General features: G+C 37.2%; 25 protein-coding genes. 11 read left to right on the top strand and 14 right to left on the bottom strand.

All coding sequences use genetic code 11. The features are described from left to right. Positions 1-39 precede the first annotated feature (39 nt). Complete coding sequence (locus BQ5341_RS10745) at positions 40-366, bottom strand: hypothetical protein (RefSeq protein WP_071130699.1); 327 nt, start codon at positions 364-366, stop codon at positions 40-42. Positions 367-447: 81 nt separating this feature from the next. On the opposite strand from BQ5341_RS10745, the gene BQ5341_RS03745 reads away from it, so the two are divergent. Beyond that, the gene (locus BQ5341_RS03745; protein WP_071130700.1) at positions 448-795 is read left to right on the top strand and encodes a cupin domain-containing protein; all 348 of its coding nucleotides are present in this window, start codon (positions 448-450) and stop codon (positions 793-795) included. A 70-nt stretch (positions 796-865) separates the two neighbouring features. Here the strand turns inward: BQ5341_RS03745 and BQ5341_RS03750 are convergent, their stop codons facing one another. The 9 genes from BQ5341_RS03750 to BQ5341_RS03790 form a co-directional block, all read right to left on the bottom strand. After that, on the bottom strand, positions 866-1624 hold the full coding sequence (locus BQ5341_RS03750) for an alpha/beta fold hydrolase (RefSeq protein ID WP_071130701.1): 759 nt from the start codon (positions 1622-1624) through the stop codon (positions 866-868). Next, entirely contained in the window at positions 1621-3192 is a 1572-nt protein-coding gene (locus tag BQ5341_RS03755) for a bifunctional metallophosphatase/5'-nucleotidase (protein ID WP_071130702.1), read from the bottom strand. The genes BQ5341_RS03750 and BQ5341_RS03755 overlap by 4 nt, the downstream gene beginning before the upstream one ends. Before the next feature lie 318 nt (positions 3193-3510). Continuing rightward, complete coding sequence (locus tag BQ5341_RS03760) at positions 3511-4806, bottom strand: extracellular solute-binding protein (protein WP_071130703.1); 1296 nt, start codon at positions 4804-4806, stop codon at positions 3511-3513. A gap of 11 nt (positions 4807-4817) precedes the next feature. Continuing rightward, a complete protein-coding gene (locus BQ5341_RS03765) occupies positions 4818-6101 on the bottom strand; it encodes an MBL fold metallo-hydrolase (RefSeq protein WP_071130704.1) in 1284 nt (427 codons plus the stop codon). Continuing rightward, positions 6085-6903, bottom strand: a complete 819-nt coding sequence (locus tag BQ5341_RS03770; RefSeq protein WP_071130705.1) for a carbohydrate ABC transporter permease — start codon at positions 6901-6903, stop codon at positions 6085-6087. The genes BQ5341_RS03765 and BQ5341_RS03770 overlap by 17 nt, the downstream gene beginning before the upstream one ends. Position 6904: 1 nt before the next feature. Next, entirely contained in the window at positions 6905-7789 is an 885-nt protein-coding gene (locus tag BQ5341_RS03775) for a carbohydrate ABC transporter permease (RefSeq protein ID WP_071130706.1), read from the bottom strand. Then, the gene (locus BQ5341_RS03780; protein ID WP_071130707.1) at positions 7789-8865 is read right to left on the bottom strand and encodes an ABC transporter ATP-binding protein; all 1077 of its coding nucleotides are present in this window, start codon (positions 8863-8865) and stop codon (positions 7789-7791) included. Before BQ5341_RS03780 ends, BQ5341_RS03775 begins: the two co-directional genes overlap by 1 nt. A gap of 317 nt (positions 8866-9182) precedes the next feature. Beyond that, the gene (locus BQ5341_RS03785) at positions 9183-9602 is read right to left on the bottom strand and encodes a hypothetical protein (RefSeq protein ID WP_071130708.1); all 420 of its coding nucleotides are present in this window, start codon (positions 9600-9602) and stop codon (positions 9183-9185) included. A 62-nt stretch (positions 9603-9664) separates the two neighbouring features. Then, on the bottom strand, positions 9665-10150 hold the full coding sequence (locus BQ5341_RS03790; RefSeq protein ID WP_071130709.1) for a YueI family protein: 486 nt from the start codon (positions 10148-10150) through the stop codon (positions 9665-9667). Positions 10151-10266: 116 nt separating this feature from the next. On the opposite strand from BQ5341_RS03790, the gene BQ5341_RS03795 reads away from it, so the two are divergent. From BQ5341_RS03795 to rpsI, 4 genes are all read left to right on the top strand, one after another. Continuing rightward, positions 10267-10836 carry a GNAT family N-acetyltransferase gene (locus BQ5341_RS03795; protein WP_071130710.1) on the top strand — a complete coding sequence of 190 codons (570 nt, stop codon included), beginning with the start codon at positions 10267-10269 and terminating at the stop codon, positions 10834-10836. Next, positions 10823-11464: a DUF1054 family protein gene (locus tag BQ5341_RS03800; protein ID WP_083378583.1), complete on the top strand. Its 642-nt coding sequence runs from the start codon at positions 10823-10825 to the stop codon at positions 11462-11464. Before BQ5341_RS03795 ends, BQ5341_RS03800 begins: the two co-directional genes overlap by 14 nt. Before the next feature lie 92 nt (positions 11465-11556). Further along, on the top strand, positions 11557-12042 hold the full coding sequence (gene rplM, locus BQ5341_RS03805) for a 50S ribosomal protein L13 (RefSeq protein ID WP_328585385.1): 486 nt from the start codon (positions 11557-11559) through the stop codon (positions 12040-12042). A gap of 13 nt (positions 12043-12055) precedes the next feature. Next, positions 12056-12448 (top strand): 30S ribosomal protein S9, encoded by a 393-nt coding sequence (gene rpsI, locus BQ5341_RS03810; protein ID WP_071130712.1) that lies wholly within the window; start codon positions 12056-12058, stop codon positions 12446-12448. A 56-nt stretch (positions 12449-12504) separates the two neighbouring features. Here the strand turns inward: rpsI and BQ5341_RS03815 are convergent, their stop codons facing one another. The 3 genes from BQ5341_RS03815 to BQ5341_RS03825 form a co-directional block, all read right to left on the bottom strand. Continuing rightward, the gene (locus tag BQ5341_RS03815; protein WP_002406008.1) at positions 12505-13554 is read right to left on the bottom strand and encodes a tyrosine-type recombinase/integrase; all 1050 of its coding nucleotides are present in this window, start codon (positions 13552-13554) and stop codon (positions 12505-12507) included. A 105-nt stretch (positions 13555-13659) separates the two neighbouring features. Further along, on the bottom strand, positions 13660-13857 hold the full coding sequence (locus BQ5341_RS10645) for a hypothetical protein (RefSeq protein WP_002372025.1): 198 nt from the start codon (positions 13855-13857) through the stop codon (positions 13660-13662). Between the two features lie 89 nt (positions 13858-13946). Continuing rightward, complete coding sequence (locus BQ5341_RS03825) at positions 13947-15203, bottom strand: replication initiation factor domain-containing protein (protein ID WP_071130713.1); 1257 nt, start codon at positions 15201-15203, stop codon at positions 13947-13949. Between the two features lie 161 nt (positions 15204-15364). Here BQ5341_RS03825 and BQ5341_RS03830 point away from each other — a divergent pair, with 161 nt between their 5' ends. Then, positions 15365-16177 (top strand): helix-turn-helix domain-containing protein, encoded by an 813-nt coding sequence (locus BQ5341_RS03830; protein WP_002406006.1) that lies wholly within the window; start codon positions 15365-15367, stop codon positions 16175-16177. A 476-nt stretch (positions 16178-16653) separates the two neighbouring features. Beyond that, entirely contained in the window at positions 16654-19830 is a 3177-nt protein-coding gene (locus BQ5341_RS03835) for a type ISP restriction/modification enzyme (protein ID WP_158661734.1), read from the top strand. A gap of 690 nt (positions 19831-20520) precedes the next feature. Here BQ5341_RS03835 and BQ5341_RS03840 read toward each other — a convergent pair. Further along, the gene (locus BQ5341_RS03840) at positions 20521-20721 is read right to left on the bottom strand and encodes a winged helix-turn-helix transcriptional regulator (protein WP_328585387.1); all 201 of its coding nucleotides are present in this window, start codon (positions 20719-20721) and stop codon (positions 20521-20523) included. Between BQ5341_RS03840 and BQ5341_RS03845 the strand changes: the two genes are divergently transcribed. From BQ5341_RS03845 to BQ5341_RS03860, 4 genes are all read left to right on the top strand, one after another. Further along, on the top strand, positions 20720-21607 hold the full coding sequence (locus tag BQ5341_RS03845; protein WP_442856697.1) for an NmrA family NAD(P)-binding protein: 888 nt from the start codon (positions 20720-20722) through the stop codon (positions 21605-21607). The two genes, BQ5341_RS03840 and BQ5341_RS03845, sit on opposite strands and share 2 nt — an antisense overlap. 335 nt (positions 21608-21942) lie before the next feature. Then, on the top strand, positions 21943-22953 hold the full coding sequence (locus BQ5341_RS03850; RefSeq protein WP_071130860.1) for an aldo/keto reductase: 1011 nt from the start codon (positions 21943-21945) through the stop codon (positions 22951-22953). Positions 22954-23445: 492 nt separating this feature from the next. Next, positions 23446-23997, top strand: coding sequence for a sugar O-acetyltransferase (locus BQ5341_RS03855; RefSeq protein ID WP_071130716.1), 552 nt, complete (start codon positions 23446-23448; stop codon positions 23995-23997). Positions 23998-24304: 307 nt separating this feature from the next. Continuing rightward, on the top strand, positions 24305-25675 hold the full coding sequence (locus BQ5341_RS03860) for an NAD-dependent succinate-semialdehyde dehydrogenase (RefSeq protein WP_071130717.1): 1371 nt from the start codon (positions 24305-24307) through the stop codon (positions 25673-25675). Positions 25676-25810: the final 135 nt, after the last annotated feature.

A 25810-nucleotide genomic window follows, 5' to 3' on the forward strand; every position in this document is an offset into this window, starting at 1 on the left:
ATGTTCAAATGCTCCTTGGCTTAAAGCGAGTTCTTCGGCTTAAAATGTTGGCACATTATTATTAATTTCAATAGTTTGCGTACCGGAAAATTCCATTTGTGCTAAAGTTTCATTGTTAGTAGTTGCCACAGATGCAGGTGTTTCGACAATTTCCGCTGTAGTGCTTGATGTTTCTGTTCCATTACTAGAGTCGGCGGTGCTTTTTTCAACGGATGAAGAGGCACTAGATTGTTTGTCAGAAATGACTTCAGAAGTTTTCGTATTTGCTTGCGCCTCTTTGCCGGTGCCCGCTGTGCAGCCTGCAAGATTAGTCCCTAATACCAATAAGGCTGTCGCCATCAGTAAATAATTACGTAATTTTTTCATTTTTTCCTCCCAATTTACCCTAATAGCGTTATTATAGGGGAGAAATCCAGGAAAAGAAAGAGACGAAAGGAAGTTCTAACTATGTTTTTTACAAAAGAGGAACGAGTTGCCCAAAAAGTTGATGAAAATACGACCCGCATTTTGCTAGCGCATGGATCAGGATTGATGAATGCTTTAATTATTTTTGAAAAAGGACAAGATCCGGACCAACCGATTCTTTTGCATCGTCATCAACATGTGCAAACAACTTATGTTTTACAAGGGAAATTTAAATTTGTAATCGATGAGCCGGATAATTATCAGGAAAAAATCGTCCAACAAGGCGACGCCATCTATTTTCCTAGTGATGTCCTGCATGGCTGTCTTCCTTTGACGGATGACGCCCGTCTTTTAGATTCATTCACGCCGGAAAGAGAAGATTTTTTATAAAAGGATTATCTAAAAAATTCAGGTAAAAATATTTTTTTCACTCCAAAATAAAAAAGCCGAAATGGCTTTTTTATTTTTCGAAACTTTTGGCAAAAAAATCAGCGGTTAAATTCATTAATTCAGGTTGAACAAGATGTCCTTCATTTTCGCCAGTGAAAAATTCAACTTTTTTGGCATACGGTTGCTGGCGAATTTTCTTGTAAAAATCAGCAACCTCTTGATAAGGAATTCGCGGATCTTGTGTACCGTGCCAAAATAAAACGGGGCGTTCGGCAATTTTTTCCGGTTGCGAATTCAAATCATAATTTTCCAACCAACTCATCAGAGAAAAATAATCATCAGGAATGAAAAAATTTTCTCGTTTGGCGTGGTGAAAAATGAACTGACGATAACTAAGAGGACTGGGTGTCCCCATAAGACAAGCGCCTGCGATAATTTCGGGGTGCTGGGTTAATAGCATAGCTGTCGTCATACCTCCCATGGAAACACCACCCACGGCTACCAACTCAGGATCGATTAAGCCTTTCTTAGTTAATTCATGGACTAACAAAGAAAATTCAGCGACATTTCCTTGAATGCTTTGCCAAAAAGTCAGGGAAGGAACCTTGGAAACAGGTTGTTTCCGTTCACCATGGTTTAAAGCGTCAGGGGCAATCACGCGGAAATTTTTAGCGGCGAGTTTTCGAGCTTGAGTTAAGACTAATTCTTTTTGTGAACGCCATCCGTGGTAGAAAAAAATTGTCGGAAGTAATTGATTTTTTTTATCTGCGGGAAAAATTTCCAGTAATGGAACACCGGCAATATTCCGATGCAAAATCATGGATTTCATTCAATGCCCTCAGTTGGTAAAATTTTAAAGTTGTGATTTACAGTAGCTTCAATTTGCGGGTGAGCTTTAAGGTAGTCGGCAATCAGTTCCGTCATATCGATTTGAATTTCGCGAACAATTTTTTCGGCGGAAAACATTTGATAGTTGCCACCACCTACAGCTCGATATTGATTGACTACGACTTCTAAAGTTTCATCTGGGTCAATTGTCTGACCGTTACGAGAAAACTCTGTCACTCGGCTACCAACGGGGTTTCGCAAATCAAGCGTATAATCAAAACCTTCCCACATATCGTAGTTATAATATTGTGGTTTAGGCATAATAAATTTTGGATTGAAAATAATTTTTCCGTCGTCATCCAATTGGAAATAATTAGCCGTTTGCTCTAGCGCTTGACGTAAATCGGCACCAGTAATTTTTAGAACTGCCAAAGTATTAGGATAAATGTAATTGGTAATCACGTCCCGCATCGTAATTAAGGGATTAAAACCACGGCCTTCATTGTTGAAAAGGGCGGTACCAGAAATATCTGCGCCACTGGCAGACATTTGGACGCGATTGATAAATTCTACATAAGGATGTTCAACAAGGCGAGCTTTCATGGGGTCGTGAATAATCATATCGCCAGTAACTTTTCCTAGCGGTTGATCTAGCCAAGTTTCTACTTCTGGTGTCAATGTTTCAAAGACACTTAAAATTTCAGGAGCTGCTGGGTAATCGGCTGCCGAGATAATTTCAGCCAAAGAAGAGGTAACTGCAAATCCGGCGGCTGTTTTTTCTAGTTCTAATTCAATCACGCCAAGATTAGCACCGCGATACCCTGGTTGAATGACAGGAACGCCATTTAAAATTTCAGCAATTTCTCGATGTTGATGGCCAGTAATAAAAGCATCAATGCCAGGAACTTCTTGTAATAATTGATAGCCTTCATTTTCTCCAGTCAAGCGTTCTGTTGGTTCACCAGTAGCTAAATCTCGCTCAAATCCGCCGTGATAGGCCACAACAACTACGTCAGCTAACCCACGTAATTCAGGCACGTATTTTTTGGCAGTTTCAACGATTGATTTAAATTGTAAATCTTTGACGGTTTCAACTTTTTCCCAGTGAGGGATGTAAGGGGTGGTGAGTCCTAAGACTGCAATTTTCACACCGTCTTTTTCAATAATCGTATAAGGTTTGCCAAATGCTTCCGTATCGTCTTGATTTAAAATATTGGCACATAAAATCGGATGATGATAACTTTTGATGGCTGCTTTTAAATAGGATAAACCATAATTAAATTCATGATTACCAATGATACCCACATCATAGTCCATTAGATTAATAATTTGCGTTAACTCAGAAACTTCATGATCTGGACTTTTGGCGATGTAATAACTGAGGGCTGATCCTTGAATAAAGTCGCCATTTTCAATCGTAACGACTGGACCATTTGTATTTTTTCGAATTTCTTTCATGATGGAATAAATTTTTGCCGCGCCAAAGGGTAAATCCTGATTACGCTCGGCAAAATTAGTAGGGGCGATGTAACCATGCATGTCACTTGTCGCCATAATTGTTAATTTCATTTTGTCCTCCTTTGATGTAACTTCGCTTTCTAGTGTAACAAATTCAGCAAACAAAAAAAACCGGAACGTTTCCAAAAGGAAACGTTCCGGTTTCTTGATTCAGGTTTGACAACCTGATGGACGGTGTCTCTGGCGCAGTGACTAGGAAAAAAGATAATTCTCTACACCGTTAAACGCGCCTTCGACAGCCTTGGTGGACGGTATGAAAAAAGCTGCGACTAGGAGAATAGATAAAATTTTTAAAAATCCAAAAGCGGGATTTTCGAAAAATTTTCCTAATTCTCTACGTCGCAACTCACTTTTTTCATAACCTAGGTCTTATTGATTCCAGGCGTCGTCTAGTTGTGCTTGGGAGTCTGATAATACTTGGTCAACATCTTGGCTTGGGTCAGCTAAGACTGTTTCCATAATGGTGCGGATTTCGTTGTATGCAGGATCTGCATTTTCTACAACTGGGATAGAGAATAATTCTTTTGTTGCATCAGCCAAGATTGCTGGTGTTTTAATTGATTCAGAATTTTTATAGTCGTCAGAGTTAATTACTGAGTCAACAATTGGCATGTAGCCAGTTTGGTTAGCCCAATATAATTGAACATCAGGTGTTGACAAATATTTCATGAACAAGAAAGCAGCTGTTTTTTCGTCGCTAGATGCTGCATCGTACATGTAAACGTCGGTCCCTTGTTGGATATTAATTTTTTCAGGACGAGGAGCAACGCCATATTCAAATTTACCAGCTGTATCTTTTGCTACGAAACCTTCGCCAGCCATTGAGCCGATGAACATCGCTACTTGACCATTAGCAAATGGACCAGATAAATATTTATCAGAACCTGCAATCCGGAAGTAACCTTCTTTAACGCCGTCTGCATAGTAATGAGTGACTTCAGAAGATTCGTCAGAAGATAAATCTAAGTCTTTTGTTAATTCAACGCCTTTGTTTTCCATACCAATAGCGTAGTAGTTATTTAAAGAGTCAAAGCCGGCACCAACAACAGCGCCATCAGATTCTTCGTAAATTGTTTGAGCAGCTTCTTTTAATTCGTCTAAAGTAGTTGGTACTTCAACGTTATATTCTTTAAGCATATCAGCATTGTAAACTAAAACTTCAGTTGATTTGTTAAAAGGGATACCGTATTGTGTTCCATCAATTTCAGCACCGGAGAGCAAGCTTTCTTTGATTTCTTCTTGGTCGCCCCAACCGATTGTTTCATTTTCGATATAAGGTTTTAAATCCACAAGCATGTCGTCTTGTGCTGCATTCCATAACCAACCTGGGTATGCTTGAGAAATAGTTGGTAAATCTTTTGGTGAAGGGAGGGTGGAATTAATTTTGGCTTGCAAATCACCATAAGAACTTTGGTTTTGCAATTCAATTTTAATATTTTCGTTTTCTTTCATGAAATCATCGGCGATTTTCGTCAATGCTTCTTCTTGCACACCGTTCATTGCGTGCCAAAACGATACCGTTGTACCTTCTTTGACCTCAGTTACGATCTCAGAGCTTTCGGAGCTGCCTCCATCAGAAGCATTGTCGTCGCCATTAGAACAAGCGGCCAAGGTTAAAGCAGAAGCTGTGACCAACATAACTGTAGCCCATTTTTTGAAATTCATTTTCTCTCTCCTTAAAAATGTATTTTTTGCCCGCGAACAGGCAGTATTCTTTCGCCAAACGGATTCTCCAATTTTTCTGGATGCAACGAATGGATAGGAACCAAAAGTTTAGGCTCGATAGCACTGACGATTTTATTTAAATCGCCTGGTGTCGCATGTCCCGAGCAAGACAGTCGGACAAATTCAATCCCCAGTTTTTCTAATAAATCTATAAACTTCGCATACGCCGGATCAAAATCTCCCAGCGGTTCAGCGTCGGAGTGAATGTAGAGGGTATTATTTAATAAATTTTCAAAATCCTGTGTTACTTGCCAAAAGTATTTTTCCGGCTCCTTCAATAAACAATCATAGGCAACTTCAAGAGCGGGGTCAAGAGTAGATGGGGTAATTTGTCCCGGATTTAAGTAGTAATGTTCGTCTTTTTGCAAAAGTTCTTTTAGTAAAGCGGCCATATCAGCCGTTAACACGGTCGTCCGGGAAATTTTTTTGGCCATTTCTAAAAAGCGTAAAGGATTGGCTGGATAAGCGTTAAAAGTAATCGGCCGATCGGGATTATTTTTAACGAGGCGGGCCATGCGTTCAACCAGTTCCGTTTCTGAATCACATACTGATAAACTTTTTTCAGCTCGCTCCGGAAATGAAATACTGACGCCTTCAATCATTAAACAATCGGTGTGATACGCTTGCTGACAAAAATCCCAGACATTTTCTGGTTGTAAACCATGCAAACGCAAATCACCAGTGTAAGCCAATTTGGCAGTCGGTGTTGTAATAATTAAACCACAAGCGCCATATGCATCGTGATCGACAGGCACAAGTTTGACTGAAATCTCCCCGACAGAAATTTCTGTTTGCGGAGCGACACCAATAATGTCACGGGTAAAATTATTTTCGTGTCCAGAAGCTGGCAATAAAAAGGTCCCGTTACGATTTAAAAGGGGCAAAATTTTAGCCGTCGCATCTAGGGCGTACAAAGGAATTTTAGCATCTAAATAATTAATCATTTTCGTGTGGTCTAGATGAACATGAGAAATAAAAACGGCCGTGTTAATAAAATTTTCTTCATCGTGCTGACTACCGGCAAGTTTAGAATCATATAAGCCAGGCAGTTGAGGAATCAAACGATATTCTAGCAGTGTTTCAAGATCTTGATTGGGAAGAGGAATTTCAGGACGAAACTCGGTACCAAAGTCAAAGAAAACATGCGCATTTTCATAAGCGACTTCAATAACCGTACCGCCGATGGTCATTACGCCACTATGGAAGGTGACTGTTGTTTTAGCCTTTGATGCCATCTTTAGCGACCCCCCGAATAATTTCTTTTCTAAAGATCAAGTAAACAATTAAAATCGGAATCACAGTTAAAGTAGCGGCTGCTAATTGCAAATGAATATCTGAACCAGATTCCGTTGCAAAAGCAGACAACCCGTTATTTAACAGACGCATTGATTTGTCATTAGTAACCAAAAGTGGCCACAAGAAAGAATTCCAGCTAGAAATAAAAGTCAAAATCCCCACGGTAGTTAAGGCTGGTTTGGACATGGGAATTAAAATTTTCCAAATATATTCTAAATCGCTAGCGCCATCAATTTTGGCAGCTTTGTAAAAAGTAGACGAAATTCCCCGCAAGTACGTATTTAAATAGTAAATATAAAAAATACTTGTTAAAAACGGAATAATAAGCGCCGTGTACGTATTTAATAAGCCGAGTTTAGAAATGGTATTGTAATTGGTGAAAATAATCGATTCGTAAGGCACCATCAATAAGGAAACCATCACCGCTAAAACGACATTTTTAAATTTGAAATTCAAGCTAGTAAGGGCAAATGAAGCGAGAGTCGAAGTAATTAAAGTGGCAATGGTTGTCACCGCCGAAACAAATACGGTATTGATAAAATATTGTAAGAAAGGTGATTTGGCAAAAACTTGCGCATAGTTTACCCATTGAAATTCCGCCGGCAGAATTGTTGGCGGGATGCTAGTGGCCTCGCTATATGTCATCAGTCCGGCTAAGACCATGTAAATAAAAGGAAATAGCGTCGCAATGGCAAAAATAATTAGAAACAAGTAGCAAATAATATTAATGACTCTTTTCATTTTAACGATTCCCCACTTTCTTCATGATTTTATTTTGAATGAAGGTAATAATTAAAATGACAATAAACAAGATGACAGTGGCAGCCATAGCAATGCCGGGACGGCCAGCCACGTGGAATTTATCGTAAATGTAGTACACAGCAGTAGTAGCTGATTTGGCCAGACCTGGTTGACCGCCAAACAAAGCGTAAACTTGCGTGTAAACTTTAAACGAAGAAATCACATTGACTAATAGTAAAAAAGTAATGGTGGGTACTAATTCGGGGAAAGTAATCCGCCGAAAAATTTCCCAGTTGGTGGCGCCAAACATTTTAGCAATTTTAAAATGCTCGGAGTCGATATTTCGAAATCCGGAAAGCAAAATAATAATATTAAAGGCAAGTCCTGACCAAATCCCGAAAATAATTAAGGTGGTCATGGACATATGAATATTATCCAGCCAATTAATCGGTCCAATGCCGATAAAGCCCAACAAATAGTTGATTAGCCCGTAAGAACCGTTAAAGAAATAACGGAAAACAATCCCAATAGCAATCGTACTTGTCACATAAGGCATGAAGAAAATGGTTTCAAAAAAACTTTTATGTTTCACTTTTTCAAAAATAATCCAAGAAATCAATAAGGAAATCACTAAACCAATCGGTACAACTGTAAAAGCAAAAAGCGCCGTGTTGCGTAACGCCTTATAAAAAACCGGATCCGTTAAGACCGTACGATAATTATCGATACCGGTAAAACTTTGACGAATCAGTGACCCTTTTTGAAAAGACATATATAAGGAACGAAACAGCGGATAAATACTAAAAATAAGGACGACCACTAAAGCAGGCAGAAGGAAGAACCAAGCTTTTGGTTGGTTTTCTGGGTTGTAATTTTTTTTCAGCATTAGTAAATCCTCTCGCCGGATTCTTTAAAGATGAAGGCTTTATGGTAAGCAAAATCAAAATGCAAGTGGGCTCCTTCTTCGATTTGATCTTCCACTTTAACAATTGATTTCAAATGCTCGCTACCCACATCAAATTTCAAAATCCGTTCGCGCCCGATAAGTTCCACGCCATCGATATCAGCGGAAAAGGCACCGTCACCTGCCTCGACTGGTAACACATCTTCAGGCCGAATCCCTAAGAAATATTTTCCTTCAGGCATCGTATCTTTAAAACGATCAGAGACAAAACGTTCATTTGGTACGCTAAATGTTTCGTAATGCATCGTGCCATTTTTCACTTCAACAGGTAAAATATTAATAATCGGGTTACCAATAAATTGAGCAACGAAAAGATTCGCCGGTTCTAAATATAAATTTTGCGGATCGTCATTTTGTTGAATAATGCCTTCGTTAAGTAAAATAATTTTATCAGAGATGGATAAAGCTTCTTCTTGGTCATGGGTAACAAAAATCGTCGTAATGCCAACTTCTTTTACTAAACGACGAATTTCTTCTCGAATTCTCAAACGCAAACGCGCATCCAAGTTCGATAAAGGTTCATCAAGTAAAAGTACTTGCGGATTTTGGACTAAAGCCCGAGTAATAGCAACCCGTTGTTGTTGTCCACCAGATAATGTACCTGGTTTTTTATCCTTTAAATCTTCGATGTTGGTGAGTTTCATATATTTTTCGGCGATGGCAGCCGCTTCTTGTTTGGGCATTTTTTTTGCGCCAACCGTCAGCGGGAACATGACATTTTGAAAAACCGTCATGTGTGGATAGAGGGCATAGTTTTGAAAAACAAACCCAATGTTACGATCTTTTGGTTCTGTTTTGACGATCGACTGACCGGCAAAAGCAATATCGCCACTCGTTGGCGTCAAAAGTCCGGCGATTAAATTCAAAATAGTGGATTTCCCACAGCCGGATGGACCTAACAAACAAACTAAATCTCCTTTTTCGATGTTGAAATTCACAGATTTCAACGCTTCAAAGCCATTTTCGTAGACTTTCTTCAGATTCGTTACTTCAATCATACGACAACCCCATATTTTAGATTTTTTGACAAATGTCCACCCATATTATAGCTTAAGATTTTCTAAATTTCTTCATAAAATCGCCGAAAATTAATTTTCTTTGCTAATTTTTACCGAAGACTCATTTTACAAAAAAAACACCGTTAAAAAAATTACAAAAAAGGAGCTTTTCCTTAAAAAGAAAAAGCTCCTACATATCCTAGTTATCGGTGTTCAAAAGGTAGCGTCTAGAGAAATAGATAAAATGCCTTCTGACAGGCAAGCTGTCATCCACCATTTTTCTAATTTCTTACGACGCTTTACACCTTTTTCACATCCTAATACTTAAATTCGGGGACGGAAATGGTTTGTTTGGTTTCGTCAACAGAAAGGCCGGTCTTTTCTTCCCACCAATTTTTTAATTCACGTTCATAAGTAGAAGGGAAACTTTCGGCGAGTTGGAGCAACGTTTTGTCATTTAGCGTGGCGTAAGGGTAGCTCATGGAAATATTGTATTTCAATTCGGTTAACAATGAATAATATTGAAACATCATATAGTTGAGATCGTCTTCGTCTGCTTCACGGTACAAAACTTTCGGCGCCCGGTCCAACATGAAGCCAAAGCTGCGCATCATAAAAGTGAAAGCTTCCATATTTTCTTCGTCAATTTCTTCCACTTCTTGCAAAAGGTGAATGTGTTGGGTGAGCGCTTCGGTCAAGTCGTGGCGCAAAATTTCTTTGTCAATTTTTTCAGTCATAAAAAATCTGCCTCCTTTAGGCAATTGATATATTTCAAAATTTTCATCAAGCTTAAAAAAGCTTAAGAAAATAAATTTGACCAAAAACTTTTTTTCTTTTCTTGCTCAGGTTCTTGTTCTTTTTTTGAATCGGCCGCCGGTGTGATGGCAGGAGCTGTGGATTGTTTTGCCGATTTTTTTGTTAAATCAATTTCGTCGACATTTTGCGCTTCAGAAAAGCTGTAAACAACACCGATGGGACTAGGATTTCGGGTATCTTGATCATTAACAAAAGTAAAAAGCACGTTGCAAGTTTGAGCTATTTCTAATAATTTGTCCTGCAACGGTTCATCTATGGCGCCGTTAATTAGCAGTTTACCGCCGGGACGCTGAGAAATTTCATTTTTTAATTTTTCCAAATAAATCTCTTCGTCTAAAGCATCAATTGGCAACATAGCGACACAGCGCTCTTTAAAAGTGCCGAGAAATTGATGCTGCTCGTCGGGCTTTAGTAGTGGTGTTCCGGTCAAACTTTTTTGGGTCAGTCGTTTTTCTAAATCGTCAGTCATAGCCGCACTTCCTTTATGGTTATTCGCTGATTTCAAGTTCATTATAGCACAATCCTCAAATATTTTTAGTAGCGAAACTTTTTTGCTATACTTGAAAAATGAAAGAAGGTTTAACGATGGAAATACTTTTAAATAATGAAAAATTAAACTTACTAATTGCTGAAAATGCCCGCCTGGAGACAAGCCGATTAATCTTGCGCCCGATAACTTTAGCAGACGTGCCGGCCATTTTTAATTATGGAAGCAAACCAAGCAATACCCGCTATGTTTTTCCGATGTATCACAATATTGAAGAAACTAAATTAGGGGTCGCCAATTATTTTATAAAAGAGCCCCTAGGAAAATATGCCTTGGAATTAAAAGAAACTGGGGAAATGATTGGATCAATCGAACTGCGAATCAATGGCATCTCAGGAGAAATGGGGTACGTTTTAAATGAAGATTTCTGGGGTAAAGGACTGATGTCAGAAGCCGCGGAAGCTTTATTAATATTAGGTTTTGAAACTTTAAAACTGCCTCATATGTGTGCCGACTGCTTAAAGGAAAATATTCCTTCTCAAACAGTGATGAAAAAAATCGGTATGACCTTAGAAGCCGAAATTCCGAATGAGCGTATTTTTGAAGGGGAGCTAGCGACGAGTTTGCAATTTGGTATTACTAAGGAGAAATATTTTGGCAGAAAATAAATTAATGGCAAAAACTAACGAAGTAACTTTTACTGACGAAGATTTTGCCGTTTTTCAAGTGCCTGGTTTAGAAGCACGAATGGATTTGATTCGCGCGAAGTTGCAACCAAAATTTTTATTATTAGGCGCAGAAATTATGCCGATTGTTCAACCAGCTTCCACTAAGCCGCTGTATTTACACATCGCCAAACATCAACGCCGGACCGTTTATCCACCAGACACTACCTTGCTAGCCATATCCAATTCCAAACGCGGCTACAAAATGAGCGCACATTTTCAATTGAGAATTGGCGGAAATGGAGTGGCGCTCCTCTTAAGTATTCTCGAGCAACCAAAACTAGAAGCTGAATACGCGCAGTCACTAAGGAAGAATATCGAATTAATTAACCAGTTGCCAAAAGATTTTATCGTCTCCACGGATCACACGAAAAATAGTTTCCAACCACTGGCCGAAAATTTTTCTGCAGCACTGAATCGCCTAACAACGATCAAAAAATCCGAACTAGAAATCGGTCGATTTATCACGCATAACGATCCTTTATGGCAAAATCCATCTGCTCGCCAAACATTTTTCCATGATACTTATCAGCAACTGGCAAAAATTTACAAAAATTTGCCGGGAAGCTAATTTTTTCGAGAATTTCCATTGACAGAGAGTCGTTTTATCGGTATCATGTTAAATGGTATTGTTTGCCCCACAAAAGAGCCCCGGAAACTCAAATGTTTGTCAAACATCTAAACGAAAATTGGAGGAAACAAAACGTGCGTACAACATATATGGCCAAAACTGGCGAAGTAAAACGTAACTGGTACGTAGTGGACGCGACTGACATCCCATTAGGACGTCTTTCATCAGTCGTTGCATCCGTACTACGCGGTAAAAACAAACCAACCTTCACCCCTCACACTGACACGGGTGACTTTGTAATTGTCATTAACGCTGATAAAATCAAATTAACAGGTAACAAAGCAGATGGAAAAATTTATTATCGTCATTCAAATTACCCAGGTGGATTAAAATCCGTTACTGCTGGTGAATTACGTGCTAAAAATTCTCGTCGCTTAATCGAAAACTCAGTCAAAGGGATGCTTCCTAAAAACACTTTAGGTCGTCAACAATTGACGAAATTGCATGTCTACGGTGGCGCTGAACATAATCACGCTGCTCAACAACCTGAAGTTTTAGATTTAACTAACCTAATTTAAGGAGGGAATTATTTTGGCACAAGTTCAATATATCGGCACAGGCCGTCGTAAAACTTCTGTAGCACGTGTACGCCTAGTACCCGGCACAGGAAAAATTACTGTTAACAAAAAAGATGTTGAAGAATACATCCCACATGCTGATTTACGCGAAGTAATCAACCAACCATTTGGCGTGACTGAAACTAAAGGCGCATATGATGTCTTAGTGAACGTTGACGGTGGAGGATATTCAGGTCAAGCCGGCGCAATCCGTCATGGTATCGCCCGCGCTTTGCTAGAAGTTGATCCTGACTTCCGTCTAGCTTTGAAACGCGCTGGTTTATTAACACGTGATGCTCGTATGGTAGAACGTAAAAAACCAGGTCTTAAAAAAGCTCGTAAAGCAAGCCAATTCTCAAAACGTTAATCAATTCCTTATTGTATCAACGTTTACAAGAATTTTTTGGTTCAAGTTGGTTCAAATTATAAATTTGACAAAGAATTTAAGAGGTTTAAAGCATCAGCATCTTGCTGGTGCTTTTTTTCTGGCATCAATTCAAGATAATAGTTCTGCGTTGTTTGAATATTGATATGACCTAAGCGTTTTGATACATAGGCAATATCAATATCTTGTGAAAATAGAAAAGAAGCATGAGTATCTCTTAGGCCGTGGAAGGTAGTTTTTGGAATATCTAGTTTTTTCAGTAATCTGGCGAGCTTAGCAGATTGTTGAAAGCCGTCAGGATCAAAAAAATATCCATTATCTTTAATCGGGACAGATTTTAGAATATCGTAGACTTCTTGGTTAATGGAAATATCTCGTCTTGAATTTTTTGTTTTTAACGAGGTATCTTCAGAAGTTGGACTAAGGGAACGTCTGACATGGATACCATATTCAAAGAGGTCTTCGGGACGTATACCTAAAAGCTCTCCGCGTCTCATGCCAGTTTCTAAGGCAAGGAGTACAAGAATGTTAAACTCATTTTCTCGATGATTAATGACATAAGTACGCAGTTTCTTTAATTCGGTAATAGAAAGTGCACGGTTTCTCTTATCTAAAACTTTCCCTCGTGTTTTGACTAAATTTGCAAAATCGGTAGCAAGATAGCCACGAGCATAAGCATCACGTAATGCCGTTTTGATTTTCAATAGTACTTCATGAGTGGTTTTACGAGAATGAGTTTCTGCATACTTATCTATTTTTCGTTGTACTACAATATCGTTCAAATCCTTTAACTGTATATCGCCAAATAATTTCTTCACCACTTGAGAAGTCCTTTGATAATTTTGAAAAGTCGTTTCTTTTACATCGTTTTTCTTTATGATATGAATCCAGTTTTCAAAGAAGTCAGCAAATGTTGTTGTACGCTCTGCTAATTGTTTTCCATTTCCTTTCTCCAATTCATTTTCCAAAGCCCAACGAGTTGCTTCCTTTTTAGAGCTAAATGATTTTGTCAATTTCTTATGTTGACCATGATTGTAAAGTGAGATCTGAGCTCTATATGAGTTACCACGTTTAATTATACTAGGCATTTATAACAAATCCTTTCACTGAAAGATGGTTGATAAATGCTAGTTGAATACACCGTCATTCTACATGGCGAAAAGCATCTAATCAACCATCCTACGATATTTTAGCTAGATAGAGTGCGTCTTAATAAAATTAATGAGGGAAGTGACAGTGTATCGTTCTTGTCTTCCTATCATAAAACGCTCTAACTCATCGTTTGCGCGAACGAATTTATCAAAAGATTTTGGATCGATCCCTAAAAAATGAGAAGCTTGTTCTCTAGTAAGTAGATAGGGCAATTCATAAGTAGTTATTGTATTTTTCATAGTTTATTTCCTTTCCAAAAATGTTTTTTGGCTGACACAAGGAAATGTGCTATACTCAACTTGTCTAGGGCGGAGTACGTTTATACATTTTAATGTGTAAGCTGTGCTTTGCTTTTTTCGTGTATTTTTTCTGCCTTCATATTTTGAAGACACTGGATATAAAATTCTACTTCTTCCTGATAATAATCAGGCTCAGCAATCAAATTTTCTAATATTTTTTGCTGCCTTGAACTAAGTTCCCCACAGCTAATAATCTCGTTAATCAAATTTGAATCAAAATGATTATCTACCTCTTGAATAAATGCGAGGGTGGGAGAAACGCTGTGAATTAACCAATTCATACTTTTCTCAAAGCTTTGAGGAATTGTTTCTAAAGAAATGGTGATTGCGCCATGATTGCCAATAAAGGCTGCCCATTTGGCATCGACTTTTGCACCTGGATCATTTGGAGCACGGTCATAAAAACAAATTGCCCCATTAAGTAACTCAAAGAATAGTTTGGTTAAATCATGGGTTTTTGAAATAATCTTTGCCAAGCTTTGTGCTTTCTCTTTTCGATACCGTAGTTCAAAGCGATTTTTTACTTCTGCTTCTTCTAAAGAAATTCCTCGTCGCTTTCGTTGTTCATAATCCTTCTGATAAAAGCAAAAGCGACACTGACTCTTCTTTGAGCCTAAATACAAGGTCTCACCATTTGATTCATTGTTTATGATATCCGTACCGCCATGAGATTCACTCACTTGAAAAGTGGTCCACACATGGCCTAGTGTTACCTTACGCTTCAGTTCTGGAATGCTGAGACTCCCCACAAAATCATCTAAAGTAAAATCAATCCGTGTAAAGTTTCCCTGATAATCTAATACCTTACGGAAGAACTCTTGCCAGTTTGATTTTGCGGTCTTCAAACGCATGGCAAGATGTTTACAGCCTTGACCTGAAAACTCCATTACGGTTCCTTTTACCGTATCGTCAATGGAATACCGAATCGTGATTACTTGATTCCAAACATATTGCCCAATATAGCCCTTTGGCGCATAATCCAGTTCCTCAAAGCGTTCAATAGGCATGCCAATAATCTCTTCAATCAACTTTAAATGTTGATTCGAGAAAAAGTGAATGGTTAGATAATCAATCAAAACACGATTAACTGGAACAATCTCTTCTTGCAAACTATCCAATACAAGATTCAGTTTTTCTGCACTTAATCGTCTCGTTCCTTTTTCTACCTTTGATAGTAACGACCTCGAAATCCCCACTTTTTCTGCTAAATATCGCTGGGTCCACCCCCTTTCTTCTCGAGAAACTCGAATGGCTTCCCCGAGATCATTTTGATTGACTTGGTTCATAGAAAAACCTCCTTCTGCTATTAAATTGTCAAAGAACCATCAGACTTATTTTAAGTACAAATCGATTGTACGCCTGTATTTATTTTAAGTCAATACATTTTGACTTTTTTTAAGTACAAGCGTATACTGAATTTAAGAACTTATCATGAGGAGGATTTTTCATGGAGATAGACAAGCAAGCAGTGGGCAATCGAATTCGGCAGATTCGTCAAGAGTTAAAGTTGAGTATGGAGAAATTTGGCAAACTAATTGGTGATTTACCACGAAGTACAGTCAATAACTGGGAACGTGGGATTAACCTTCCAAAAACCGAAACCCTTCACCAAATTGCAGAAATAGGCCATGTCACCAACGAATATCTTTTGTATGGTACTCAAGAAAACCAATACATTTTAGAAATGCTTCAAAAGAAGGCAGGTAAGCTTGATCCTAAGATTGAAGGGCTAATAGTAGACGAACTGAAACAAGCCGGTCTTGTTAGTGAAAAAGAAATGGATCGGATGATTGAATTTTTTATTATAAACCTCATTCCACCAACGGAACAAGACCAATTTACTTATCAATGTATCGATGAGAAAAAGCAGCTTTACCTTGGTTCAACTAAATTTGGTAAAGAAGCTCAACTCTATTTACACCATGATAATCAAAATCACATTCTGCACATTCTGCCCTTTACCTTTTCCAACTTTAGTGTGGATCGCTTACTCGTCTATTTAGCAAATCAAGAATCCTATTCCTATTTTGGGAAACATTTGCCCAAGGAACTAGGTGAAAAAGTCATTCTTCTATACTCGATCAATCAATTGACCGGCGATGTGCGAATCGCCCCATTAGTCTATTCAAAAGAAACAGCCTCCTATCAATACACAGAAGATAATCTATACCTATTAGAACAACAATACCTCTATCTTCCATTCGCAATGGAAATCGAGAAAGAACGCCTGTTAAATGCAGCGTATCCGCAATCAAAATAAGGTGACAAGATTGATAAGCATGTGACAAAGAAAACACTGCTAGGACACTCCCAAATGGGTAGTTGTCACAGTTTCCTGTTCTTTGTTAGCCCCCTGTTAGAATCCGGGGCTTAAAAACATGCATAGCGACTGCGCCGCTATGCAACAGGCAAAATCCCTAAGAAGGGTAGTTCGCCTTGGGCGAAACCCTTCTTGGGGATTGCCTAATGATGAAAATGAACAATTCTAAATAATCTTTTATATAGGAACTTTGAGTGATTGCTTTGAAAAAATTCAAGGTAAAAATGATTAAATGATATAGTTAGTTAAATAGAAAAGTATAAATATTTTCTACATTTTTTGGTAGATAAAAGTTGGTTGATATAAAGTATTGTATTTCATCTACAAAATGATTAATGAGAGACAGCTCCATGTTTGATATAATCAAGGTAATCTTATTTTTTACAAAATTTGTTATATTAGGAAGATTGATGTTTATGGAAAAAATCATAAGAAGGTATTTTGAAAGAGTGAATGAAGCATATAAACTTGGAAATACAGAAACTGCTTATAATGCTCCAATAATGGAAATGTTAACAGAATTTGATTGTGTTGCACGCGATTTATCTGGCGGTCGCTCTGGTACAATAGGTGAAAATATTGACATCAAACTTTGGCATGCTGGTGAGGAAACTTCTGAATTTCAACCTTTTGCGGGAGTCGAAGTTAAGAAAGTCGGGGGGATAGATAATCGCGCGAAACAGAATATTTTGGTGGAAACTAAAGCCTATGGCAATGTTATCCTGACCGATAATTCGAGATGGGAGTTCTGGCATTTAGATGAAAATAATAAACCTAGGATGTATACCGGGATTAGGTTGATTGATTATGATAAAGGTATACTAAATCTCAAGGAAGAAAATATACAGTTGTTTATCAGCTTAGTGCGTGATTTCATGCTTCAGAGTCCATCAAAAATTCAAAGTTCGGGTAAACTTGCTGAGTATATGGCCATACATGCGCAGACAATACGTGATGTTATTATGGGAATTTTGAAGGAGAATGATCAAGGTACCCCACTAATAAATGAACATCAACAAAAACTGCCCATGTTTGGAGAACTATATGGTCTTTATAGAAAGATTCAGGCTGAGCTTAGTCCCGAACTTAAAAGTAATGATTTTGCAGATATGTATGCTCAAACAATTGTTTATGGATTATTTATAGCCAGATATAATGATCCAACTCCAGAAAAATTTTCTAGGAACGAAGCGCTAGGATTACTACAGAAAGAATCCGCACTGCTCAAACAGTTTTTTATCCACATTACCACAGCACAAAATCAACATCCTACATTGATTGCTGTTATTGATAAGTTGTGTGAACTTTACAAACTTTGTGATTTAGTAAGTCTATTGGATAAGGAAGAATCTAGGGATACTATTGTTCATTTTTATGAAGATTTTTTGAATGCTTACGATCCTGCATTACGCAGATCTTTAGGAGTATTTTATACGCCCCAACCTATAGTTCGCTATATGGTATCAATGGTCGACAAGTTTTTATACAATGAGTTCGGAATTCAAGGTGGGTTATCAAATAATGATACCTTTGAAATAGAAGTGCCTTCTGAGGAATATGCTAGCTCAAAACGTAAAAATGCTGTGATAAAAAATACAAAAAAGGTTACAGTTCCAAAAGTAGCTATATTAGATCCAGCTACAGGCACTGGAACTTTTCCTGCTGAAATTATTAGATTTGTTAAGGAAAAATATTTCCCAGGAGGTAAGTCTGCATTTTATGAAGAGTGGATTGAAAAAGAAGATGGACTAATCTCGCGTTTAATTGCTTTTGAAATTATGATGACAAGCTATGTTGTTGCTCATTTGAAAATTCGCCGCACAATTGACGAAACACTAGGTCATGTAAGCAAAAAGCAGCTGCCAAGTAATATATTTTTGACCAATACGTTAGCGCCTGCTCATACTGATAAAGAAAGAATAGAAGAAATCAATCTTTTTATGGACTTTTCAGGAGCTATTTCTGATGAAGCTTATCACGCTGATACATGGAAAAATCGTAGACCGATTAAGGTAGTAATTGGGAATCCTCCTTACAACGGGGCCTCTTCTAATCCTTATGATGTATCAGCATACAAAACTGAAACTGATGGAATAACAAACTTCGGAGAACGTAAGCATAAGTTAAACGACGATTATATTAAATTTTTCAGATTTGCTGAACAAATAATTCAAACAAATGAAACAGGTATACTTGCTTTTATTTCAAATAATGGTTATTTAGATAGTCCTACATCTAGAGGGATGAGAGCAAGCCTATTACGTACGTTTGATAAAATTTATATAGTGAATTTACATGGAAGTTCACGAAAACTAGAGGTAGCTCCTGATGGAAGTAAGGACGAAAATGTATTCAATATAATGCAAGGAACGGCAATTTTCATTGGAATCAAAACGACAGGATCTAAATCCTGGTCGAATTTACAATATGCGGATTTATATGGGAGAAAGAGTTATAAATTCAAGCAACTAGAAGATGAAAATATAGAATTTGAAGAAATACAAATTGATAAAAAAATGGCTTATTTTCTTCCGTTTGGAAATGCTGAACAAGACAATTATGAGAATGGAGTAAGTTTATCTGAACTATTCCCAACTCATGTTTCAGGTTTGCAAACGAATAATGATAAAGCAGCTATTGCGAATTCAAGGAAAGAAATAATTGATCGAATAGAGTTGGTTAAAAATTCGATAGATAACTCAGAAATTGACAGTCTGTGGAAAAAATATAGTACCGGTCAAACTGCTGAGAAAATTAAAAATGATGTACTAACTTCAGATGGTATTGTTGCTCCTTTGACTTATCGCCCATTTGATGAACGTTGGACTTTTCATTCGGGTAACTCAACAGGCTGGATATTTAGACCAAGAGAAAAATCGACTATGGGAAATTTATTGAAATCCACCCCAACTCCTATTGGAAAAAACATAGGATTGATTTTTGGGAAAACTTCAAGATATTTCGTATCGCCTTTTATCTCAAATACAATTACTGAAGTTAGAATTTTCTCAGCTCAAACAGACTATTCTTATATCGCTCCACTTTACCTTTACAATGAAATTTCAGATGACTGGACTCCAAATATAAATAATAAAGCTTTGTCAATTCTGACAAAGAATCTTTCAGAAGAACCTTCGGTAATAGACATCTTTGATTACAGTTATGGAATACTCTATGATTTATCTTATATCAAGAAATACGATGAATTTCTCAAGCGTGGTTACCCACGAGTACCTATACCTGTGGATCAACTTACTTTTACAAAATATGTTAAAGCAGGCAGTGAATTACGTAAACTCCATCTTTTGCAGACTGAAGTTTCAGCTGAGTTGACTATTGAACAAGATGATAAACAAAATATGGTGATAGAGAACATTAAGTTTAAAGCTGGTGTACTTAATATCAATAAGAACACCAAGTTACAGGGTATCAATGAAGAAACATGGCTTTATAAAATTGGTGGATACCAAGTTCTTGATAAATGGTTTAAATCTCATAAAGGTGAAGTTTTCGATTATGAAAAATATAATCACATCTCTCGTGTTGTAGCCGTAATTGATGAAACGATTAAAATTCAAGCAAGACTCAAATGAGTGCATTTTCAAAATATAAAATATAAGTGATGTTATTACAATTTGTAATTAATAAGCCTACAGTATCATCCAGAATTACTGTTGAAAGTCCTTTAAACAAAAAATAGAAAAGTTTATTAAAAATTAACATAATGAAATTAATCATAAAGATGATTCTTGATTTTGAGAAGGTATACAAAAACTATTAGGACTGAAGTGATGATTTAAAGTGGTTTGTGTTGAGTCAAGTACTACCAGATTTTCAGTACACACACAATACTGTCTCAAAGAAATAATTTCCCAAAATAGATTGATAAACTAGTAAGAAAATTGTATTCAACTACCATCTATCGTGGTTCAAATTGGTTCAAATACTGTCTATAGAAATCCTTTTTTATCGATTTTGATGTAACGTGAATACTGCTGAAACCTTGATATAAAAGGATTCCTATAGATTGAGATTCTTAAAAATTACGGTTGTCCGTTCTCAAAACGTTAATATTATTAATATCAATGTTTCAGACACTCTCCTGTATAGGAGGTGTTTTTTAAATTTGTAATGAAGATAAAATTAACCGAAGAAAATAACTTCAGAAAAAACAATTCACCTCAATATAAAACAAACAGCGATCAATCCTGACTTGTAATCCGGATTGACCGCTGTTTGTTTTAACTTTATTTACATAATGAAGTTTACTCATCTAGAAAAGATCAATCTTCTAGATTTTTATCTCCCCATTCAGACATTTCTTCTATAATTGGGAAGAACTTTGCGCCCAACTCTGTTAATGAATATTCTACTTTTGGTGGAACTTCTTTGTAGACTTCACGATGGACAAGGTCTTCTTGCTCTAATTCTCTCAATTGCTTAGTCAACATTGATTGTGTCATATCCGGAAAGCAGCGGTTAATTTCTCCGAATCGTCAAGGTGGCGCTGTGGCCAACGAAGCCTTAAAGCAAGGGTTTAAAGTGCGCATTTTAGTTAGAAATATTAATGCTCTTAAAACGCAAGCACTTATTCAAAAAGGAGTAGAAGCTGTAGTCGGTAATTTTGATGATCGACCTTCTTTAGAAAATGCTATGAAAAATGTTGATGCTGTTTTTTTAGTGCCAATATCTGGAATAGATGCGGTTGAAACGGATCGGGAGAGAAAGCAAGCTTTTGCAGTCATTGACAGTGCGATAAAAAGTGGTGTAAAACAATTTGTCCATACATCCGTTGCGGCCACAAGTAGACACACTGAATTTCCAAGATGGGGAACTGGTTATTGGTTTGAAAAATATTGGACAGATAAGTGGGATGTAGAAGAAGCCGTTCGTTCAGCAGGATTTCCTTTTTGGACAATACTAAAACCGGCAATGATTATGGAAAATTTCACCGAAAAAGTTGAACTGATGTATCCTGATTTTAAACATGGAGAAATAAAAACCGCAACATTTCCTGATACACGTATAGATTACATTTCAGTTGAAGATCTGGCTGTATTTGTTTGTGCAGCCTTTGAAGATCCTGAAAAATTCAATCAACAAAGTATTGAACTAGCTGCTGAATCAATCTCGTATAAAGAAATCACTGAGATTATTTCAGAGGTAACTGGAAAAGAAATTAAAGTCATAACACTTAGCGCTGAAGAAGCGGAAAACGCGGGAATCCATCCGCTCTCTGTATCAAGTCAACTTTGGGACAATGCAGTTGGTTACAATGTGGATATTGATTTATTGAAAAACTACAATATCAAATTAACTTCATTTAAAGAGTTTGCTCAAAAAAATAAAAATCAATTCAAAATAGACTAGTTTTATGTGCAAATTTATTGTAGATCAACATGTTTTCAACTTTTCAAAATCTAGAAACCTCCAACGACATCTTAAAAAATCCCGACGAAATCTTAAAATGATTTCATCGGGATTTTTAACTTTTTTGAGTGCTTTGACTTGCATTGATCTTAGCTAAATGGCTAAACTAGAACTAAATAAGGAGATTTTATTTTTCGAAAATACAACCGAGAGCACTTGTTAAAGTAGAAAACCAGCTTTGAAGCAACAACTAGCTTGATTGGCTTTTTGAATTTACTAGCAACCACAACTGTTTTTACAAAAACTTTATTTAAATAGGAGGATTAAAAATGGAAATGAAATATGGTAAATTAGGTCAAACTGAGATTAACGTTTCTAAGATATGTATCGGTGCAATGAGTTTTGGCAAGCCTGGAACAATGCACGATTGGAGTCTTGATTATCCTGCCAGTAAAAAAATTATCCAGCACTCGTTGGACCTAGGAATTAATTTTTTTGATACGGCTAATGTTTATTCGGCAGGTACTAGTGAGGAATATTTAGGACAAGCTTTAAAAGAGAGTCAGATTGCCAGAGACAAAGTTGTTCTTGCTTCAAAAGTTTATTTTAATCCTGGCCGATTATCTAGCGCTGCCATCCACCATGAAATTGAAGGTTCTTTAAAAAGGCTGAAAACTGATTATTTAGATTTATATATTATCCATCGGTTTGATTACGATACGCCAATTGAAGAAACGATGTCGGCGTTAAATGAATTGGTTAAATCGGGTAAAGTCCGGGCAATTGGTGCTTCGGCCATGTATGGGTATCAGTTTTTTGAAATGCAGCAAGTGGCTAAAGATAACGGCTGGGCCCAATTTCAAACGATGGAAAATCACTATAATTTGTTATATCGAGAAGATGAACGGGAATTGATTCCCATTTGTAAAAAAATGGGGGTTTCATTAATGCCGTATAGTCCATTGGCAGCCGGCCATTTAAGCCATCGCAAATGGCAAGTAGACACGTTGCGAAGCCAGACTGATCGCGTGGCGATGGGGAAATATGATCGGGCTGAAACTGAGGATCTACGGATTGTTGAGCGGGTAGATGAATTAGCTAAGAAGTACAATGTATCAATGACGCAAATTGCTTTAGCTTGGCAGTGGGCAAAAGGTGTGACCGCACCAATTGTTGGTTCCACTAAAGCTAACCATTTAGACGAGGCTGTTGCTGCCTTGGCGCTGAAACTCACTGCAGAAGATGTTCATTATTTAGAAGAGCTATATGTGCCTCATGAAATTGTTGGTGCCATCGCCCAAAATCCGCCTCAAGGAACGGTATTGATTGACGAAAAGAAAGTTTAAACTGCTAGAGAGTTTCTTATTTTTCTTTTTTTATCAACTTTTTTGAATTCCAATATTAGAGTTTTTATTCTAAGAATTTTTTTGATATCATTTAATTCGAACATACAAATTTTCCTTCTCAGAATGTGATTGTGGTGATTCTATTCTGACGGAAAATTTGTATGTTTTTTTATTTTTTAATATAAACATGGACCGACAGAATTTTTATTCCATCACTCCAATAAATTATAGAGCTAAAATTTTAGGCTGCTGCATTTTTGATACAAATTAATTAATAGATAACGATATTTGAAGCAAGTCTTAATTCGACAATACGTAAATTCTTTGTTTTAAATGATTCAATTTGTGAACTAGCACAAGAAATGGTGCTCATACTTTGTGCGCAAGTGTTGTGTTAAAATAGGATGAGATCATTTTTGAAACCTCTCTGATTGAAGACAACGATAAACTATCGGATGACTATGGAAATTAATTTGGGAATGGGGAGTATATATGACAGAATTAGAAAATTTAACAGCAGGAAAAGAATATTATTTTTTAGACGAGGAAGTTGCTAAACGCAAGGCAGATGCAGCCCAATTGTGCCAAGAATTTAATCAAATCAGTGCCACCGATCCAGTGGCGCAGACTAAAAAGATTAAGCAAATTTTAGGTTCAACAGGTGAGCGAGTGTCAGTGCAAGCAACCTTTAATTGTGATTATGGTAAAAATATCCATGTTGGTGAGGATTTTTTGAGTAATTATAATTTAACTATTTTGGATGTAGCTCCAGTTAATATTGGACATGATGTTATCATTGGTCCCAATGTCGATATTTATACGGTTAATCATCCAATGACTGTTGCTGGACGAAGAAAGTATTTAGCGCAAGCATCGCCTGTAACAATCGGTAACGATGTCTGGATTGGGGGAAAATCGACAATTATGCCGGGAATAACGATTGGTAACAATGTGATTATCGCCGCTGGAGCAGTGGTCACCCATGATGTTCCTGATAACACGTTAGTCGGCGGTGTGCCGGCACGAAAAATTAAATCAATTTAAGTAAAAATACCGGAACCCCTCCATTGCTGAGGTGGCGGTATTTTTTTTGTTTATGGTTAAGTGACTTAAAAATTATTTCCATTAGTTGAAGTGATACTTTACTTTTCAATAGGTAAACATCAACATATTTGCTAACTCTTAGAATGTAGGATACGCTTATTGTATGAGTTTTGTGAACGTTTCATTGTAAAAAGGTTGGAGGCGATAAAAAACAAACGTAAAACAAAAAGGAATAGTTCAACCAGCTTGATCGAGTAGTTGGCTTACCTTAAAAAATAAAAAACGATCTAAAAGGAGAATTTAAAAAATGGCTTATCAAACAATCAATCCGTTTAATAACGAGGTCTTAAAGTCTTATGAAAATATTTCAGATGAAAAATTAGAACAGATGCTAGCCGATAGTCACGCACTTTATAAAAAATGGCGCGGGGGACCAATTGACGAACGTAAGGAAATTTTGCATAAAATAGCGGAGTTAATGCGAGCTGAAAAGACGCAATTAGCGACAGTTATGACCAAAGAAATGGGTAAATTAATTGCCGAATCGGAAGCTGAAGTGGAGTTGTGTGCTAATATTGCCGACTACTTTGCCGATCAGGCCGAAGAATTCTTAAAACCAACGCCACTAGTGACTGATGCAGGCGATGCTTATTATGAAAAGCAAGCCCTCGGTGTTTTATTTATGGTGGAACCGTGGAATTTTCCTTATTACCAAATTATGAGAGTCTTTGCGCCTAACTTTATGATTGGAAATCCCATGATGTTAAAGCATGCCTCGATTACACCAAGTAGTGCCGAAGCTTTTGTTGAAATTGTTCGTCGAGCGGGGGCGCCGGAAAGTAGCTTAACGAATCTTTTCATTGATTATGATCAAGTGGATCAAACGATTGCTGACAAACGGGTGATTGGTGTGGCCTTAACTGGCTCTGAGCGTAGTGGGGCTTCGGTAGCCAAAAATGCCGGCGAAAATCTTAAAAAATCTAGTTTGGAATTAGGCGGCAATGATCCCTTTATTATTTTAGATGATGCTGATATGAATAAAGTCAAAAAGATTGCCCCATCTGCACGCATTTCTAACGCCGGGCAAACTTGTACGGCTTCCAAACGCTTTATTGTAATGGCGGATAAATATGAAGCCTTCCTCGAAATGTTAAAAGAAGCCTTCTCGCAAGTGAAACTAGGCGATCCCATGAATCGCGACACTACTTTAGCTCCTTTATCTTCACCTGATGCTAAGAAAAATTTACAAAAACAAGTTGATGAGGCAGTAGCCTCTGGAGCTAAAGTTTATTATGGCAATGAACCAGTTGATTTACCTGGTCAATTCTTCCAACCAACTATTTTAATTGATATTAAGCGTGACAATCCTATGTTTGACCAAGAAATGTTTGGCCCAGTCGCAACTGTTTATAAAGTTAATTCAGAAGTAGAAGCCATCGATTTGGCTAATGATTCTAGTTATGGTTTAGGGAGTGTTATTTTCTCTGAAGATTTAGAGCATGCCAAACAAGTAGCTTCGCAGCTTGAAACGGGAATGACTTTCATTAATCAAGCGTGGACATCTTTACCAGAATTACCATTTGGCGGCGTTAAAAATTCAGGGTATGGTCGCGAAATGGCAGAAATTGGCTTTGATGCCTTTGTGAATGAGCATTTAGTTCTAACGGCGAAACGATAATAGTACTTAAAAGGACATTTCACTTGCTGAAATGTCCTTTTTTTTTGCTGAATCGTAAAAATTTCAATATTTTCTTAAAAATTTCCTATGTCCTTTTCACGAACGTAAACGTATACTATAAAAGTAAAGCGCATA

This window comes from Enterococcus timonensis (assembly GCF_900104595.1).
In the GTDB taxonomy this organism is placed as follows: Bacteria; Bacillota; Bacilli; order Lactobacillales; family Enterococcaceae; genus Enterococcus_J; species Enterococcus_J timonensis.

Coding starts and splice junctions, on each gene's coding strand:
- BQ5341_RS10745 (WP_071130699.1), bottom strand. CDS start 366: ATGAAAAAATTACGTAATTATTTACTGATGGCGACAGCCTTATTGGTA.
- BQ5341_RS03745 (WP_071130700.1), top strand. CDS start 448: ATGTTTTTTACAAAAGAGGAACGAGTTGCCCAAAAAGTTGATGAAAAT.
- BQ5341_RS03750 (WP_071130701.1), bottom strand. CDS start 1,624: ATGAAATCCATGATTTTGCATCGGAATATTGCCGGTGTTCCATTACTG.
- BQ5341_RS03755 (WP_071130702.1), bottom strand. CDS start 3,192: ATGAAATTAACAATTATGGCGACAAGTGACATGCATGGTTACATCGCC.
- BQ5341_RS03760 (WP_071130703.1), bottom strand. CDS start 4,806: ATGAATTTCAAAAAATGGGCTACAGTTATGTTGGTCACAGCTTCTGCT.
- BQ5341_RS03765 (WP_071130704.1), bottom strand. CDS start 6,101: ATGGCATCAAAGGCTAAAACAACAGTCACCTTCCATAGTGGCGTAATG.
- BQ5341_RS03770 (WP_071130705.1), bottom strand. CDS start 6,903: ATGAAAAGAGTCATTAATATTATTTGCTACTTGTTTCTAATTATTTTT.
- BQ5341_RS03775 (WP_071130706.1), bottom strand. CDS start 7,789: ATGCTGAAAAAAAATTACAACCCAGAAAACCAACCAAAAGCTTGGTTC.
- BQ5341_RS03780 (WP_071130707.1), bottom strand. CDS start 8,865: ATGATTGAAGTAACGAATCTGAAGAAAGTCTACGAAAATGGCTTTGAA.
- BQ5341_RS03785 (WP_071130708.1), bottom strand. CDS start 9,602: ATGACTGAAAAAATTGACAAAGAAATTTTGCGCCACGACTTGACCGAA.
- BQ5341_RS03790 (WP_071130709.1), bottom strand. CDS start 10,150: ATGACTGACGATTTAGAAAAACGACTGACCCAAAAAAGTTTGACCGGA.
- BQ5341_RS03795 (WP_071130710.1), top strand. CDS start 10,267: ATGGAAATACTTTTAAATAATGAAAAATTAAACTTACTAATTGCTGAA.
- rplM (WP_328585385.1), top strand. CDS start 11,557: ATGTTTGTCAAACATCTAAACGAAAATTGGAGGAAACAAAACGTGCGT.
- BQ5341_RS03815 (WP_002406008.1), bottom strand. CDS start 13,554: ATGCCTAGTATAATTAAACGTGGTAACTCATATAGAGCTCAGATCTCA.
- BQ5341_RS10645 (WP_002372025.1), bottom strand. CDS start 13,857: ATGAAAAATACAATAACTACTTATGAATTGCCCTATCTACTTACTAGA.
- BQ5341_RS03825 (WP_071130713.1), bottom strand. CDS start 15,203: ATGAACCAAGTCAATCAAAATGATCTCGGGGAAGCCATTCGAGTTTCT.
- BQ5341_RS03830 (WP_002406006.1), top strand. CDS start 15,365: ATGGAGATAGACAAGCAAGCAGTGGGCAATCGAATTCGGCAGATTCGT.
- BQ5341_RS03835 (WP_158661734.1), top strand. CDS start 16,654: ATGGAAAAAATCATAAGAAGGTATTTTGAAAGAGTGAATGAAGCATAT.
- BQ5341_RS03850 (WP_071130860.1), top strand. CDS start 21,943: ATGAAATATGGTAAATTAGGTCAAACTGAGATTAACGTTTCTAAGATA.
- BQ5341_RS03855 (WP_071130716.1), top strand. CDS start 23,446: ATGACAGAATTAGAAAATTTAACAGCAGGAAAAGAATATTATTTTTTA.
- BQ5341_RS03860 (WP_071130717.1), top strand. CDS start 24,305: ATGGCTTATCAAACAATCAATCCGTTTAATAACGAGGTCTTAAAGTCT.